Origin of the sequence: Paraburkholderia caffeinilytica (genome assembly GCF_003368325.1) — a bacterium.
Lineage (GTDB): Bacteria > Pseudomonadota > Gammaproteobacteria > Burkholderiales > Burkholderiaceae > Paraburkholderia > Paraburkholderia caffeinilytica.
In genome coordinates this window covers 2,818,074-2,834,446 of sequence record NZ_CP031467.1, presented here as the reverse complement: position 1 = coordinate 2,834,446, position 16,373 = coordinate 2,818,074, and the positions used below count along the sequence as shown (strand labels likewise).

General features: G+C 63.5%; 13 protein-coding genes. 4 read left to right on the top strand and 9 right to left on the bottom strand.

Annotated features, from left to right (window positions below):
• Positions 1-50 precede the first annotated feature (50 nt).
• The gene (locus DSC91_RS28960; RefSeq protein WP_115781995.1) at positions 51-1,133 is read right to left on the bottom strand and encodes a glycosyltransferase; all 1,083 of its coding nucleotides are present in this window, start codon (positions 1,131-1,133) and stop codon (positions 51-53) included.
• The gene (locus tag DSC91_RS28955) at positions 1,133-2,386 is read right to left on the bottom strand and encodes an oligosaccharide flippase family protein (RefSeq protein WP_115781994.1); all 1,254 of its coding nucleotides are present in this window, start codon (positions 2,384-2,386) and stop codon (positions 1,133-1,135) included. Before DSC91_RS28955 ends, DSC91_RS28960 begins: the two co-directional genes overlap by 1 nt.
• Positions 2,387-2,735: 349 nt before the next feature.
• On the opposite strand from DSC91_RS28955, the gene DSC91_RS28950 reads away from it, so the two are divergent.
• Entirely contained in the window at positions 2,736-3,926 is a 1,191-nt protein-coding gene (locus DSC91_RS28950; RefSeq protein WP_115781993.1) for a glycosyltransferase, read from the top strand.
• 151 nt (positions 3,927-4,077) lie between these two features.
• On the opposite strand, the gene DSC91_RS28945 is transcribed toward DSC91_RS28950, so the two are convergent.
• Positions 4,078-5,226: an acyltransferase family protein gene (locus tag DSC91_RS28945; RefSeq protein WP_115783547.1), complete on the bottom strand. Its 1,149-nt coding sequence runs from the start codon at positions 5,224-5,226 to the stop codon at positions 4,078-4,080.
• A gap of 282 nt (positions 5,227-5,508) precedes the next feature.
• On the opposite strand from DSC91_RS28945, the gene DSC91_RS28940 reads away from it, so the two are divergent.
• Positions 5,509-7,011, top strand: a complete 1,503-nt coding sequence (locus DSC91_RS28940; protein WP_115781992.1) for an O-antigen ligase family protein — start codon at positions 5,509-5,511, stop codon at positions 7,009-7,011.
• 14 nt (positions 7,012-7,025) lie between these two features.
• The gene (locus DSC91_RS28935) at positions 7,026-8,243 is read left to right on the top strand and encodes a glycosyltransferase (RefSeq protein WP_115781991.1); all 1,218 of its coding nucleotides are present in this window, start codon (positions 7,026-7,028) and stop codon (positions 8,241-8,243) included.
• Positions 8,244-8,300: 57 nt separating this feature from the next.
• Here the strand turns inward: DSC91_RS28935 and DSC91_RS28930 are convergent, their stop codons facing one another.
• Positions 8,301-10,043, bottom strand: a complete 1,743-nt coding sequence (locus DSC91_RS28930) for an FAD-dependent oxidoreductase (protein ID WP_115781990.1) — start codon at positions 10,041-10,043, stop codon at positions 8,301-8,303.
• A gap of 228 nt (positions 10,044-10,271) precedes the next feature.
• Positions 10,272-10,892, bottom strand: a complete 621-nt coding sequence (locus DSC91_RS28925) for an LbetaH domain-containing protein (RefSeq protein ID WP_115781989.1) — start codon at positions 10,890-10,892, stop codon at positions 10,272-10,274.
• A gap of 197 nt (positions 10,893-11,089) precedes the next feature.
• Between DSC91_RS28925 and DSC91_RS28920 the strand changes: the two genes are divergently transcribed.
• Complete coding sequence (locus tag DSC91_RS28920; protein WP_229758297.1) at positions 11,090-11,581, top strand: hypothetical protein; 492 nt, start codon at positions 11,090-11,092, stop codon at positions 11,579-11,581.
• A 31-nt stretch (positions 11,582-11,612) separates the two neighbouring features.
• Here DSC91_RS28920 and DSC91_RS28915 read toward each other — a convergent pair whose 3' ends face one another.
• From DSC91_RS28915 to gmd, 4 genes are all read right to left on the bottom strand, one after another.
• Positions 11,613-12,950 (bottom strand): glycosyltransferase WbuB, encoded by a 1,338-nt coding sequence (locus DSC91_RS28915; protein ID WP_115781987.1) that lies wholly within the window; start codon positions 12,948-12,950, stop codon positions 11,613-11,615.
• 55 nt (positions 12,951-13,005) lie between these two features.
• Positions 13,006-14,148 (bottom strand): glycosyltransferase family 4 protein, encoded by a 1,143-nt coding sequence (locus DSC91_RS28910; RefSeq protein ID WP_115781986.1) that lies wholly within the window; start codon positions 14,146-14,148, stop codon positions 13,006-13,008.
• 113 nt (positions 14,149-14,261) lie between these two features.
• Positions 14,262-15,221 carry a GDP-L-fucose synthase family protein gene (locus DSC91_RS28905; RefSeq protein WP_115781985.1) on the bottom strand — a complete coding sequence of 320 codons (960 nt, stop codon included), beginning with the start codon at positions 15,219-15,221 and terminating at the stop codon, positions 14,262-14,264.
• 5 nt (positions 15,222-15,226) lie between these two features.
• Entirely contained in the window at positions 15,227-16,345 is a 1,119-nt protein-coding gene (gene gmd / locus DSC91_RS28900) for a GDP-mannose 4,6-dehydratase (RefSeq protein WP_115781984.1), read from the bottom strand.
• Positions 16,346-16,373: the final 28 nt, after the last annotated feature.

Sequence of the window (16,373 nt, the reverse complement as noted above, 5' to 3'; positions counted from 1 at the left end):
CCGGCAGCTGTCTCAACGCAAGCAATAGCCCGTGCCGAGGTGAAGAAGAACTAGCGGGCCGGCACGGCGAGATGACGACTGCTGACCTGATGCGCGATCGCCCGATAGCGGGCAGCCGTGTCACTGAGCGTCAGACCGGCCAGCGAGCGTTGCGCCCGTGCCTGACCTAGCGCCACGACCACGGCATCCGCGTAGCACGGCACATCGTCCGTATCGACCAGCTGCACACCGGGAAAGCCGTTCGCGAAAGCAAACGACGGAATCTTGCTCGCGACGATCGGAATACCGGAGGCCAACGCTTCCAGAAACGCCACGCTGTGTCCCTCGGAGCGCGAGGGCATGACGAACACGCTCGACTCCGACAGCACGCTCGCCACATCGGTGCGCGGGCCGGCCACCACAACGCGGTGCGCGATCCCCAGTTTCTGCACGAGGCCAATGACGGTGCGCTGGTAATCCGGATCTTCAACCACGCCGTGCAGCACGAGACGCGCGTCCGTCACCTGCTCGAGCACCTGCCCGAAAGCGCGCACCGTCAGAAGCTGATTCTTCACCGACGCATACCGCCCGATCTGCACGACCTGGGGCGCCCGGCCGCTCTGCCCGGCGCCGTCGGTAAACGCAAAGCGGCCGAGGTCGACTCCGTTGGGCACCACGATCATGGAAGGATGCGGCCCGATGGCCTGCACGTAGTCGGTCATGCCTTGCTGCGATACGCTGATCACCACGCGGGCACGTCCCGACAGGATGTGCTCGACGCGCCGGAACAGCGGCCGCTCGAAATCGTTGGTCGCCGAATGCATGACGTAGACGACCGGCACCCGCAGCGGCAGCGCCCGCGCATAAAACGAAGGGATCGTGGCGTGCGCGAAAATCACGTCCGGGCGAAATCGCCGCACCATGACGAACAAAGTCGACAGTTTGCCGGCGAGTCGCCTGCGCCGTGACGGAAACCAGCACTGCACGCCGTGCCGCTGCAGTTCCTCCTGCAAGGGCAGGAATTCGGCGTGCGCGGGCAACAGCGAGGCCACGCACACGGCCATGCCTTCGGCGTTCTGATCGATCGCGAGATCCTTGGCGAGGACTTCCGCGCCCGACAACCGCGGCGCCAGAACCAGATGTAAGACGCGCATCACGAAGTCCTTGCAGTCAGCGTTCTGAACAGCATCCACCCAGCGGCGCAGCCAAGACCGAGCGTCATGGACCAGGCAATACCCGTCACACCCCACCAATGAACCGCCACCGGCACGCTGACCAGCAGCACGACGACCTGGATCAGCGACGCATGCACCGTCGCCTTCGCGTCGCCCACCGCGCGCAGATACGCGACCAGCACGGCAATCAACGCGCCGATCGCCATGTTGATCACCAGAATTCTGAACAGCGGCACCGCGGACAACCAGGCCGCGCCGAGAATCAGCGAAAAGAGCGGCTCGGCGATCAACCTCAGGATCTCGACGAACCCCGCCAGCCCGATCGCGATCACGAGCAGATAGATCTTGATCAGCCGCGACGCTGCCTGCGGACTCCGGCGATGACGTGCCGCGAAAGTGGGGAAGAGGTATTGCGACATGGCGATGGCGGCGTCGGCGAGCAGCATCTGCGCGAGCCGCGACGACATCTGATAGCCGCCCAGTTGCGCCGGGCCGAGCAGTTTGCCGACCACGACCTTGTCGAACTGATTGAGCAGGAGATTGATCACGCTGCTCGCCCAGATCCAGCGGCTGAAGCCGACGTAGTGGCCGATGCCCGACCATACGGCGCGGATCGGCGGGCGCGGTTTCATCGTCGCCCAGGTGAGGATGCTTTTCAGGCTTTCGCCGGCCACGAGACCGAGCAGCACCGAGGCCGCACCGGCGCCGAAATACGCGAGCGCCAGTCCGGCCGAACAATCGACCAACGCCGCCCCGACCTCGACGCCGGCAATATGCTGGAAGCGCCGCTCGCGCTGCACAAGGTAGTAAGTGGGCGATGCGAGTCCGCGTAACAGCGGCAGCAGCGCGGCAAGCTGGATCAGCACCAGCGAACCGTTCAGATGAAACTGGGTGCTCAACAATGGCGCGAGCGCGACCAGCAGCAGCGAGATGAGCACGCCCCGCGCGGTCAGCGTCGTCCACACCGCGCCGAGTTGCGAGCGCGACGGCGGATGTTCGCCCTGAATGACTGCTTGCGCGAGACCCGTGTCCGACAACGCCTCGGCAATCGCCACCGCGAGCAAAGCCACGCTCACGCTGCCGATTGCCGCCGGCCCGAGCATCCGGCCAATCGCCAGAAACTTGACTGCTACGAGTCCACGCACGGCGAACTGCTGCAATAGCACCCACGTCGCCGCGCTCGCGCCGAAGCTGGTCGCTATCGAGAGCGCCGGAAGCCTGATCGCCCGCAAGCTGAATCTCCGTCGAATCGGAACGCCGTTGGGTCGGCCACTCGCAGCGATGTAATGCATCGCTGCGAAACGCCGCCGGCGCATGATTTGTTAGGTTGCACCAGCAAGCTGGCGCGTTTTTTCATCGAGAGCCAAATACGACCTTACCGCGACAGGATCGGCGACAACCGCCATCAGCTAGCTCCGTTCAGCCGAAGCCATTGCACACTAGTACGTTTACCCACAAAACGGGTCAAATAGACGGATTCACCGACGACGCCGATGCTAACGTTGTTCAGCCAGCGCCTAAGACAGTCGGCGCGAGGGCGCTTTTCCACGCCGCATTCGACCACGGAAGACCACTGAATCGATGGAACAAGACTACGTCCTGATTGTGGAACCCAACCTCACTGGTCATCGCTGGCGCTATGTCGAATGGACCATGCAGGCCTGCACGGAAGCGGGCTATCCCTGCATCCTCGCAACGGAATCCGCCAACGAAGACCATCGGCTCGCCAGACAGATCGTCGCCGCGAACCGCGCGGATCTGCAGATCGCGTTCGTCGATCCCGAGGAGCGGCCGCGCGGACTGCTGCGCGGGTCGAACCAGTACTCGCGCTTTCACCGCTATTTCAAGCACGTGCATCGAATCGTCAGCCACGCGCAGCCGATCAGGCTGGTGGTCGTGCCCTATGCGGATTACTTCTTCTATGCCTTGCCGTTTCTCGGCTCGCCGTTTCGCAACACACCCTGGATCGGCATCACGATGCGCTCGACCTTCCATCATCACAAGGTCGGCATCAAGTCGCCGGATCGACCGATCGTGAATGCGGTCAAAGCGCTGCTTTTCAAGCGCGCGATTCGCTCCGCCGGGCTGCGCACCTTGCTGACGATCGACCCGACGCTGCCGGAATGGTCCGCGCACAATGCCTCTAAAGACAGCGCGGCCGTCGCCTATGTCGCGGACCCGTTTCCGGACGAGCGCGCGGAAAATCCGCTGCTGGCCCGTGAGCGTCTCGGACTGGACCCCACGCAGCGTTATCTGCTGGTGTACGGCTCGATCACCGAACGCAAGGGCATCTACGAGCTGGTCCACGCGCTGGCGCGTCTTGAGCACGCACCCACGCTGATCGTCGCGGGTGAGCAGGATGCGGGCACGCGCCATTTCATGCGCAATCATGTGCGCAGCCTCACGCCCGCGCCGCTGGTGCTGGACTCGTTCATCGCGAACGACGTCGAGCGTGATCTGTTCTCCGCCTGCGACGCAGTCTGGCTAGGCTACAAGGGACACTACGGCATGAGCGGCGTACTCGTGCAGGCGTATCGCTTCGGCAAGCCCGTGATTGCAACGGAGGACGGACTGATCGGCTGGTTCAGCCGGCGCTGCGAACTGGGACCGATTCTGAAGGACCTGAGCTCCGCCTCGATCGGCAAGGCGATCACCGAAACCATGACCTCGTGGCCGCACGAACCCCAGGCCGTTCCGGCTGCTCGCGAAGATCTGCTGTCACGGCATACGCTCGGACAATTCAAGCAGACCTTGCTTCAGCAGATGGCCTGATCCGGCAACACGCCCTTTTCGACACACCGTCGCCTCTGCAGGGACGCATGAGCGCCTCTCGCGCCATGCATGAGATGCCATGGCAAGCGCGGCAGCGCTGCTGGCTGGCGCGAAGCCAAGCCAGATCCTGTCCGCGCACGCTTGAACATACTCAGGACAACTGGCCGCCTGCAACAGGCACCTCCTGGCGCACCGAACTGTTGCGCTTTGCCGGGAACAGCGCGTTGCGCATCAGCAGGAACGGATATTCGATCGCACGCGTTGTCACGTAGCCGATCGCAATCGCGAAAGCGAACTGTGCGATGAGCGCCACGATCCAGATCAGGCTCGGTGCAAGACCCATGGCCGTTGCTTTGCGGATCACCAGGTCGCCCGGCGCAAGCGCAAGCGAATGCCACAGGTAAATGCCGTACGAATAGAGGCCGATCCACGCAATCCCGCGATACACCCACGACGTCCTGAACGATCCCGAATACTCCAGCACGAACACGATCAGCGCGGCGAAACCAAGCGCCTGAATCGTGTAACCGATGCTTTCGTCGAGCGCGATGTGTTTCGTCGCAAGGCCGAGCCACGCGCACAGCAGGACGACGCTGGCGATCAGCAGCCACTTGCGCTTTGCGAGCTGATGATAGACGCCCGGTTTCATCCAGTAGATCGCGGACAGAATCACGCCGACCAGCAAACTGTCGATGCGGTATTGCGTATACGCGAATGCCCCTTCCAGGTTGCCGCCCGCCACCGCGAAGCAACGCGCGGTGAGCACCACCGCACAGATTCCCGTGAGCACGCCGACGATCGTCCACGCGCCAAGGCGCCAGCGCGCGAACAACAACAGCAGCGCAGGCAGCACGAGATAAAAGTGTTCTTCGACCGCGAGGCTCCAGGTCTGGGTAATCGAGGTGCCCAGATAGTTCTGCAGATGGGTCAGGTTCTGGATCAGAAACGTATTCCACGGATGACGCCCGGCCAGCACATGAAACGCGATCAACACGTAATACGCGGGCCAGATGCGGAAAATCCGCCGGACGATAAAGCGCTTGGCGTCGACGTTGCCTGTTTCGGCGTACTGCCGAAGCAGCAGACCGCCAACCAGAAAACCGCTCAGCGTAAAGAACAGATTGACACCTTCCCGCCCGAAATTCTTCAGTGGGTATTCGATGATCTCGATCAGGAAGTTGCCGGTATGAACGGCATGAAAGTGAAACCCCATCACCATGATAATGGCGATGCCGCGCACGAAATCCAGCTCGACGGCTCGCCCGGCTGTTACGGATCTCGCCCCGCCGAATAATTTCATGTTGTTCTCCCCTGTCGCCATTCGCGGACGCATGTTCCTTTTTGCATCTTCCGTGGCGGCACGCGTGCGTGCGCGCCAACATCAAGGCATTGGCCGACAACATCGACAAGTGTGCGCGCGTCTTGCAGGGAGCGGCCTTGCCCCTGTCGCCAGAACCCAGGCAATGGGCGACGAAACCGGACAGAGGGACCCGGCAACCGGGGATATTCCCTCACAATGACCCGATGCGAGACCGTCCGCTTTGGACCGACGGCGGATCGACAGCACGGGGAGGAATCAGCAATGCGCCATCAGTACGCAACGCCCTGGATATGGGTTTTTCTGCTACCGCTTGCGCTGGACTATAAAGCGCCCGACGCCAACGTAGGCCACTTCGTCCAGTTCGTATTCGTCATCCCGGTGATCGCCGCGGGACTCGCTCTCGTCCTGATCGCACCACGCGTTCACAACGGCTCGCGGCTGCGCTCGGTGGTCACTTTCAGCGTGCTGCTGTGCGTGCTCGGCAGCATCGTTGCCCAGCTTGTTCAGGATAACGACACCGGCAACTATCTGCGCGTTCTCCTGCCGTTCGTGCTGTTTTTGCTGGGCTACCTCGTGGCTTGCCGTCCCTGGAGCGAATACAGAATCTCGCAGTTCGAGAAAGCCGTGTTCGTCTCCAACGTGATCTGCCTCCTGTTCACTTTCGTCTATGGCGTGGCCACCAGCGGCGATCTCGAGGATGCGCGCTTTCGCATCATCTCCGTGACCTTGCTGGGGTTGCAAGCCGTGCTACTGCACGAATTCGTCGTCGCCAAACGTTTTTCGTTTTTCACCATTGGCGTGTTCGCGGTCAGCGTGATCATCGAGTTGCTGAGTGTGACGCGCAGTTTGATGATCGGCACAGTCCTGCTGTTCCTGATCGCGATGGCACTGAGCGCGCCGTCGATCCAGCTCGTCTGGCGCACGGCCGCCCGCAGCGTGATGACCGGCGCGGTGCTGGCCGGCGTGGTCGGCATCGTGGCCGTGACTTTTCCAACCGTCACCGAGCACTGGACGCAGCGTATTTTCGCGTCTGAAGAAACCGTCACCGGCAAGGATCCAACCACGATCACCCGTCTCGCCGAGATGCGCGATCAGTACGATCAGGTGACGGCGTCGCCCGAAACGCTGCTGTTCGGCGAGGGCTACGGGCACTACTACCGCTACTCCCCCGTTTACCTGCCGGACCTCGCCGGCCAGATCAGCGAGAAAGACTTTTACGCGATCAACGAATGGCCAGCGGGTCACAATTTCTGGGTCTATCAGCTTTTCGCGGGCGGACTGCTGTTCGGTATCGCCATGCCTTTGGCGACCCTGGCCGCGCTGGCAATCTGCTTTTTCTCGTACCGCTACTGGCGCGTGGTGGTTCCCGACGCCCCCATGCTTCCGGTGCTAGGCCGCGCCATCATGCTGTTCGCCGCGCTGCCGGCTACGTCGATCGGTGGCAATCCGCTCGGGCCGCGCTTCTCAGGGCTGATATTCGGCCTGGCCCTCGGCCTGATGATCGCCACGCACGCGCGATTGCAGCGCGCACTACCGGCGCGGGTAAGGCGCCCGCCCACCGTCCCTGCGCGTTTGCACCCGGCCGCCATGCCTGAATTGCCGGGCCGAATCCAACCCGGCACGGGCCGCGCGGATCTCGCGACGATCCTCGGCATGTCGCACGCGGCAACCGCCGCGCCCGGCTCCAGCCAGTTCGGCGCCCTCATGTCGCACACCACGCCGACGCGAGGCCCCGATCGACCGCCCAATCGACGGCCCAATTGACCGAATATCGCCCGATGAAAATTCTCCATCTGCTTGCAAGCATCGATCCACGCGCGGGCGGCCCGGTCGAGGGCGTTCGTCGCAGCGGTGCGGCGATGCAGGACGCCGGGCACGAAATCGAAGTCGCCACCTGCGATGCGCCCGGCGACACCTGCCTCGCAGCCTTTCCGTTTCCGGCGCACGCGTTCGGCCCGGTCAACAGCCGCTATAGCTATAGCGCGCAACTCGCGCCGTGGCTCGCCGCCAACGCCAATCGCTTCGATGCGGTCATCGTGCACGGCTTGTGGCAGTACCACAGCTTGGCGGCGTGGAAAGCGCTGCGCCGCAGCGCCGTGCCCTACTACGTGTACGTGCATGGCATGCTCGACCCGTGGTTCAAACAGGCCTACCCGCTCAAGCATCTGAAGAAGTGGCTGTACTGGCCGTGGGCCGAATACCGGGTACTGCGCGACGCACGCGCCGTCATCTTCACGACGGAGGAAGAGTGCGCGCGTGCCCGTCAATCGTTCTGGCTGTACCGGGCGCATGAGCGGATCGTGCCGTACGGCACGACCGTGCCGCCGCTCGACGCAGCACCCCTGCGTGAAGCGTTCCTGCACGCCGTGCCTGGCTTGCGCGGCAAACGCATCGTGCTGTTTCTCGGCCGCGTGCACGCGAAAAAAGGCTGCGATCTGCTGATCGATGCGTTCGCGCGCGTCGCCGGCCGCGATCCGTCGCTGCATCTCGTGATCGCCGGTCCCGACGAGACCGGCTGGATAGCCAGTTTGCGCGCCCAGGCACAGGCGGGCGGCATCGCGCACCGCATCAGCCTGCCGGGCATGCTGCAGGGCGATCTCAAGTGGGGCGCGTTCCACGCAAGCGACGTGTTCGTTCTGCCCTCGCATCAGGAGAACTTCGGCGTAGCGGTTGCCGAAGCGCTCGGCTGCGGACTGCCGGCGCTGATCTCCGACAAGGTCAACGTGTGGCGCGAGATCGAAGCGGACGGTGCGGGGATGGTGGCCCCCGACACGGTGGACGGTACGGAAAAGAATCTCGTGCGCTGGCTCGAACTCGACGACACCGCGCGCGCCGCCATGCGCGCTCAGGCAGCGCGCACTTTCGAGGCGCGCTTCCGGATCGAAACCATGGTCAGCGCGTTGACCACGCTGCTGGAAACGAAAGGCAGCAGCAGCGAAACGCGCGGAAATACGCTCGCCACGTTGCGCGAAGCCACGACTCAACCTGGCCGGTAACGTTGGAATAACGATAACGGCGCGCGGCGCAAGGCGCGCACCGACACCGGCTGTTCTTCACTGCTCCTTCATCAATGGCGTCAACGTCGAGGCCGCGATCGGCAGGGTTTCGACCTGCGGCTGCAGCGCCTGAATCGACGTCAGGGAACTGTTGGCGGCGTCGCCCCGCGTATTGCCGACGATATCCGGGACATCGAGTTGCCGCACCAGATGACCTGCGAGGCGCAGCGCAAGCGCGGCGATCGTGATGGTCGGAAAGTTGGCGCCGACCGTCGGAAACACCGAGCTGCCCGCCACATAAAAATTGCTCATTCCGTGCACCTTGCAATCGCGATCGACCACGCCTTCGCGTGGCGAATCGTGCATGCGCGTGGTGCCCATGTGATGCCACGTGCCCTCCAGTTTCGCGGGCCAGCGGCGGCCTTCGAGCGGCGCGTCGAGTTCGACGTCCGCGATGCCGGCCATCTGCAACTCCTGCGCGAGCAACGCGAACGTTTTGTCGAAGGTGCGTTGCACCTGTTCGCCCAGACGCCACTCCACCTTCACGCGCGGCATGCCGAACCGGTCGCGGTTATCGGCCGATAACGTGACCCGGCTATCCGGATCGGGCACCGCTTCGACGATCGCCTGCAACGTCACGTCGGTGATCAGCGCCGGCCATTGCAAAAGCCGCGTCAAACCGTAGCCCACGGTGTGCAGCGGATGCGCGATCATCGTCGCCACATCGGTTTTCAGGCTGCGGCCCGGCTGGTCCTTTTGCAACAACGCTTCCTTGCAGTGGATCAGCGCCTCGGACCCCGCGGTTCCCTCACCGTACCAGCGCGAATAGAGCCACACGCGCGAATTCAGCAGCTTCTCGCGCTCCATCAACTCCTGCTTCGGCGCGAACTGCGAGGATATCTTCGTGCCATGCGCCGACACCGCGGCATTCTGATAGTGATACTTGATGTCGTACAGCTTATTGCGCGCGTTGCCCGGACGAAAACGCACTTTGCCGGACATCATCCGCGGATGATCCATGAAATAGCGGCCCACCAGATCGTTGGCATTGCCGAGGCCGGCCGCCTGCACGTTGTTCGAGGCGAGCAGGAGACGCGCATTCTCGATGCCGCCTGTGGCCAGCACGAAAATCCGCGCGGTCACCGTCATCTTGCGTCCACTAATGGTCGCCACCTGAAGCCGCGAAACCGACGTGCCCTGAGCGTCGGCGTCGATGTTCTGCACATTCGCATACAGAAACACGCGCACCCGCGCCGAGCGTGACAGCTCGTCGCGATAGGCCTTGCCGAAACGCACCGGCGGGCTGAACTGCGCGACGGTGTCGCGCATGTCGCCGGTCGCGAGCGGTATGCGGCGCACGTCGTGGCGTCCGATCTCGCGTTCCCAGTAGGCAGGATCGAAAGTCTGCGGGCCGAGCTTCAGCAGTTCGTGCGTACGCGCGTAGTACGGCGCCAGTTCTTCGAAACCGAACGGCCAGCCGCTGTACGGGATCCAGTCGCGCTTCTCGAAGTCCCACGGATCGAGCGGCCGGCACCAGCCGCCCCAGCAATTGCTGCTGCCGCCGAAATAGCGGCTGCGCGAGCCGTCCGCGAACGAATAGGGAAGCCCGACATTCTCGCCGCGATAGAGGTCGCGGGTTTCGTCATCAGGCCCGAAGCCCCCGCTCTCGAGCATGCAGGTGTCGATCCCCGCCCTCGACATCTCCAGCGCAAGCGTAATGCCGGCGACACCGCCGCCGATGATGCCGACCGTCGTTTCAATGGCCGTGTTGTGTTGAACCGTGCGAGTATCGATGAACATCCCTACTCCCATCTTTTTCATGCATTTCCAAGTGCGTCGATCCGGCTACTCATCCAACCGGGGCTGGCAAGCAAACCACGCACATGTCGGTGCCGAACGCATCATCGACGTCGCCGCGGGCGTCGATCGAAGGCATCGATCGACCATCCCACCGCGGCCGCCGACATTCCGGCTCGTCAACGACCTGGCCTCCTCAGCTTATAAACGCTGCGGTTCTCTATCCGTGCTTCAGGTTACGGAATCGAAACGGTTCCGGATAAAACGACATGGATTGCCGCCATACACGCCCCCTGGATCGAGCGAGCGATGTACGACGGATAACGGCGTCACCACGGCCGACCGGCCGATCGTCACCCCCATCTGCACAACACATTTCGACGTGATCCAGACGCCGTCCTCGATGACGATCGGCGCGACGCGCAGATCCATCGTGGTGCTCATGTCGTGAGAGCCGGCACTCAGGAACGTCCCCTGGGAAATGCAGACATTCGAGCCGATGCGGATCAGCGCCTGGTTGTAGATCCAGACGTCGACGCCGAACCAGCAGTTATCGCCTACCTCGAGGTTCCACGGCGATTTCACGCGCAACGGATGCACGAAGCGGCAACCCGTGCCGATCTTCGCGCCGAACAGGCGTAACAGCGCAACCCGGACCGACGAGAGCGGCAGCAGCTTGTTGTTGATGACGCAGGCTTCAACGACGAACCAGACGAGCTCGATCAGGGCGCCGCGCTTCGCGCGATAGTTGCCCTTTCCAGCGAGGCTCAGATCGATGACGCGGCCATCCTCGCGCATGCCTCCGACGTCCGGCATACGCCCGATTTGCGGATCGTCGGCAGCGTTACCCATCAGATTTCTCCAGACCACGAGTGGAACTCAACATACCGCCGCACCGCGCTTACATTATGTTTCGACTCCTTACTGAAGCCGGTCTCATGGCCGTACGAGCAAGCGTTTTGGCGGCTGCACGCGTACAGCCTGGCGCACGATAACGCTATTGCGACCGCATCTCCCCTGGGCATACGATGAACATCTCGCTTCGGCCTATGACATCCTCGCTGCTGATCGCCATCGCGACTTATGCCGCACCGGCACTCGCGCAGAACGCAGCAGCGCCCGCGCCCGCCGCACCGGCCCTTGCCGCTACGGCTGCGACCAGCTACGGCACCCCCGCCCCGGCAGCACGCGCCAAACCGGGCACCGCAAACCGCAACAGCGAAGCGCAGTTGCTCGGCGCCCCGCGCGACTACGGCTCGCCAGACGCGCAGCAAGGCAATACCGCCGACGCCCAGCAGGCAGCCCTGCTCGACGAACAGCGCATGACGGTGTTGGGCGGAGCGCGGCCTGCCCTGCCTGCAGTGCGTAAAGGCCAGCAGCCCAACAAGGCGCAGGCCGCCGCCAACGGCAAGGTGCGCGTGGCCGGCCAGCCCGGCCGTCCGAATGCGGCCGACGGCCTGATGCCCGAAGGCGCGGCGAAAAACACTTACGCCGATCCGTACAACACGGGCAAGCACGCCGTCTACAAATCCCCGTGGTGACATCGCGTTCATGAGATGGCCGCGTACCGGATCAATCCGGCGCGGCTTCCTCCGTCGTAGCCGGCTTGCGCTGCCGGACCGCAGTGGCGACTGAAGACCGCGGAGCGCTGAAATACGGTGTCTCCACACTCGGATGCTGACCACGCGAACCACCAACCAGCGTCGCGAGCCGCGCTTCGAACGTGCCGATCGTCGACTCCGGCGATAGCGCGCGTTTCGCATAGTTGCGTGCCGCCTTGCCGAGCGCCGCACGGCGTTCGGGATCGCTTGCCAGCACCGTGATCGCCGCCGCCAAAGCCTTGACGTTATCCGGCGGCACCACCACGCCGCGCGGCGACACCGCGTCGTAAAGAGCCGTGCCGCGCCGCGCCATCGCCACGACGGCGCGGCCGCTTGCAAACATGCCGGTGAGCTTGGACGGCATCACCAGATCCGCGGCATCGCCACGTTGCGGCAGAACGTGAATGTCGGCGAGATTGAGCAACTCGTTCAGGCGCTCCACCGGTTGCAGCGGAATGAAAATGCAGTTCGTCAATCCTGCGCAACGCTCGAGCAAATGCTCTTTCGCCGCGCCGCTGCCGCAAAAAACGAAGGTGAGGTCGGCACGCGCAGCAAGCGATGCCGCCGCATCGGCGAGCGTTTCGATGCCCTGTTTCGCGCCCATGTTGCCCGAGTACAGCACCACCTTCTGACCGGCCTGAATGCCCAGCAGGCGCCGGTAGTCGCTCGTATGCGCCAACGGAAAGATGGCCGACACGTCGACCCAGTTAGGCAGGCACACGACCCGCGAAGGCTCGACACCCTTGAGCGCCGCACGCGCACTCATCTGCGGCGTAATCGACGACACGGTATCGAAGCGCCGCAGCAATGCGCTTTCGATCCAGCGCGCCACGCGCGCAGCGCGCGAGCTCTTCAGAAGACCCAGATCGAAAGCGGCGTCGACCTCGAAGTCCTGAATGTGCAGCCACGCACTCGCGCTCGCGAGACGTGCGAACGCCAACGTGGCGGGCGCGCACATCAGGGTCGGCGCGATCAGCATCGCGGCGTCGGGGCGCCATAGCAGCTGCCGGACGAGCAGCGGCAACGAACTCGCCGCGAAGCTTGCCAGATGCAGCATCCGCTTCAGCCCGCCGGGACGCGCCGGCACCCACAGCGGCGCGCGCCAGATCGTCACGCCGTCGCGCGTCTCGCGTTGATACCGCCACGCCGCATAGTTCGCCGCAACGCGCCACTCGGGGTAATAAGGCGGCGCGCACACCACGCGAACCTCGTGGCCGCGTCTGGCCAGAAGCACCGCCATTTCCGCGGTGTACTTACCCACCCCCGTGAGTTCAGGCGCGTAATTGAGGCCGTAGATCAGAATCTTCATTGTGACTGCCAGAACGGGTTAGAGCTTTGCATGCGCGATGGGGCCGTGAGGCGCATCAGTCGCTCAGCATCAGCGCGCAGCCACGCGCGATATTGGCGGCGGCAGAAGGCGGATCGAAACGGCGAATCACATCCATGCAACGGCGCGCCGTGCCGCCGGCGTCGGCGAACGCCTCCATCGCCTTGAGCATCGTGCGCTGCAATCCGGCAACATCGCCCGCCGTGAACGCATAGCCGCTCACACCGTCGATCACCAGTTCCGGCACACAGCCGCAACTCTCACTCACCACCGCGGGACAACCATGCGCAAGCGCCTCGTTGACAACGAGTCCCCACGGCTCGCTATAGCTCGGCAGCACCATGCAGGTCGCGCCGTAGTATTCCCGGGTAAGCGGCTCGTCCTGCAAACTGCCGGCAAAGGTCACCGCGTCGCCCAGTTCGAGGTCGGCCACCTTCGCGTGCAGCGCGTCCGCCATCGGCCCCGTGCCGACGATGCGCAGCTTCGCCGCCGGAATACGGCGCCGCAAGCCGGCGAACGCCTCGATCAGCGTGCCGATGCCCTTCTCTTCGGAAAGACGGCCCACGTACAGAAACACCGGCGGATTGCCGGCGCGCGCCGCAACCCGCTCGACCAGCGCGCGCTCCGGCGAAAACGATCCGGGCATTGCCGCCGCCTGGCATGGCACGAAAATCTTGTCGCGCTTCGCGCCGAGCGACAGCAGATACTCGCGACTGCGCTCGCCGAAACCGAAATAGCCGTCGCACAGCGAAAAGAACACGCGCTTCGGAATCGACGTCAGCAGTTTTTTGGGCCGGTCGCGGGCGGTCGAATCGCAGAACACCGCGCGCCGCTTGCCGGTCACGATGCACGCCGCCAGCATCGCCCAGTATTCCGGACGGTGGTAGCCCGGCAGCACGATCAGATCCGACTTGGTCCGCAACACTTCCCAGGTGAGCCGCGCGATCATCTTCAGCGTCGGCACATCTTCGTAGCAACCGTCGAACAGCTTCTGCATCGGATAGCGATGGTACGAGTAGTCGACGTCCGAAAAGCCGACACGGTCGTGCTCGGTATCCGCAATCTGCACCATCGAGTAGCGAATCGCGCCGGATGCCGAGATGTTATGCAAGGCGGAGAACACGACGCCCTTGTGACGCGACCATACGACGTTGTGGAAGATCGTGACTGACGCAGTCATTTTTGTGCCACTCCTCGAAAATCGTCCCTGTGTGCGTTGCACGTTGCTCTCGCGAAACGCTCCACGCGCCCCCTCATTGCAGAAATCGCGCTCGACGACCCTTCGGTACGCGCCTAAACGTGCATGGCGGCAACAGGGGTCGAGCCGGCGTGTAGTTCAACGAATTCCCGGTACGTGGACGCGATGCCCTCTTCGAGGCCAATGGTCGCGTGCCAACCCATTTGCGCGAGCCGCGATACGTCGAGCAGCTTGCGCGGCGTGCCGTCGGGTTTCGACGCATCGAACACGAGTTCACCCTCGAAGCCGGCCACCTTGCAGATGCATTCGGCCAGCTCGCGAATCGACAGGTCTTCGCCCACCCCGACGTTGAACAGGCCTTCTGTCACGTTGTGCTCGAGCACGAAGAGCGTCGCCGCGGCGAGATCGTCGACGTGCAGAAACTCGCGGCGCGGCGTCCCCGAGCCCCACACGGTCAAGCTCGCGGAGCCGTTCACCTTCGCTTCGTGCGCCTTTCTCAGCAAAGCCGGTAAAACATGGCTGCTGTTCAGGTCGTAGTTGTCGTTGGGGCCGTACAGATTGGTCGGCATCAACGAGACGTACTGCGTGTTGTATTCGCGGTTGTACGCCTCGCACAGCTTGAGTCCGGCGATCTTCGCAATCGCGTAGGCGTCGTTGGTCGGCTCGAGCGGCGAGGTCAACAGATACTCCTCGCGGATCGGCTGCGGACATTGCTTCGGATAAATGCAAGACGACCCGAAGAACACCAGCCGCTCCACCTGCGCGCGATACGCGGCGTGAATCACATTGGTTTCGATCGTCAGGTTTTCATAGATGAACTCGCCGGGCTGCGACGCATTGGCGAGAATGCCGCCCACGCGCGCGGCCGCGAGCAGCACCACCTCGATCTTTTCCCGCTCGAAAAAGCCGTTCACGGCAGCCTGATCCGTGAGGTCGAGCTCCGCCCTCGTCCGCGTGACGACGTTGACATAACCCGCGGCATGGAGCCGCCGGACCAGCGCGGAGCCGACCATGCCACGGTGGCCCGCCACGAAGATGCGTGCTTGTTTGTTCATCGCCGTTACTCGTGATGTTCCAGCGCCGTGAAACCGGCCAGCGTGACAAGCGCGTCACGTCTCGCAATCTGATAGTCCGCCCGCACCATTTCCTTGACGAGCGCGCTGAACGACGTGGTCGGCTTCCAGCCGAGCTGCGCATGGGCTTTCGACGGATCGCCCAGCAACGTCTCGACTTCGGCCGGCCGGAAGTAGCGCGGATCGACGCGCACGATCACATCGCCGGGCGACATCTTGATTTCGCGCCCCTCCACCTTTTCGACGATGCCGACTTCTTCCACACCGGTGCCTTCGAAACGCACCGTGACGCCCAGCTCGGCGGCGGCATGCTGAACGAACTCACGCACGCTGTACTGCACGCCGGTGGCGATGACGTAATCCTCCGGCCGCTCCTGTTGCAGCATGCGCCATTGCATCTCCACGTAGTCGCGCGCATGACCCCAGTCGCGCAACGCCGACAGATTGCCCAGATACAAGGTCTTCTGCATGCCCACCGCAATGCGCGCGATGGCGCGCGTGATCTTGCGCGTCACGAAGGTCTCGCCGCGCACCGGCGATTCGTGATTGAACAGAATCCCGTTGCAGGCATAGAGTCCGTATGCCTCGCGGTAATTGACCGTGGTCCAGTACGCGAACAGCTTGGCGACCGCATACGGGCTGCGCGGATAGAACGGCGTGGCCTCGGACTGCGGCACCTGTTGCACGAGACCGTACAGCTCCGAGGTCGAAGCCTGATAGAAGCGCGTCTCGTGTTGAAGGCCCAGAATGCGGACCGCTTCGAGAATCCGCAACGCGCCGAGGCCGTCCGCGTTAGCGGTATATTCCGGTTCCTCGAACGAAACCGCCACGTGGCTCTGCGCCGCGAGGTTGTAGATCTCGTCGGGCTCGACACGCTGGATCACGCGCAGGATGCTGGTCGAGTCGGTCAGGTCCGCGTGATGCAGGAAGAGCCGCTGGTCCGGGTCGTGCGGGTCGCGATAGAGATGATCGATCCGGTCCGTATTGAACAGCGATGACCTGCGTTTGATGCCGTGTACGTCGTAATCCTTGGCGAGCAGCAGCTCGGCGAGATACGACCCGTCCTGTCCAGTGATGCCGGTAATCAGCGCGACCTTGCGTTTCATGAAGCTTCCCCCCTCATTGAACTTTGCG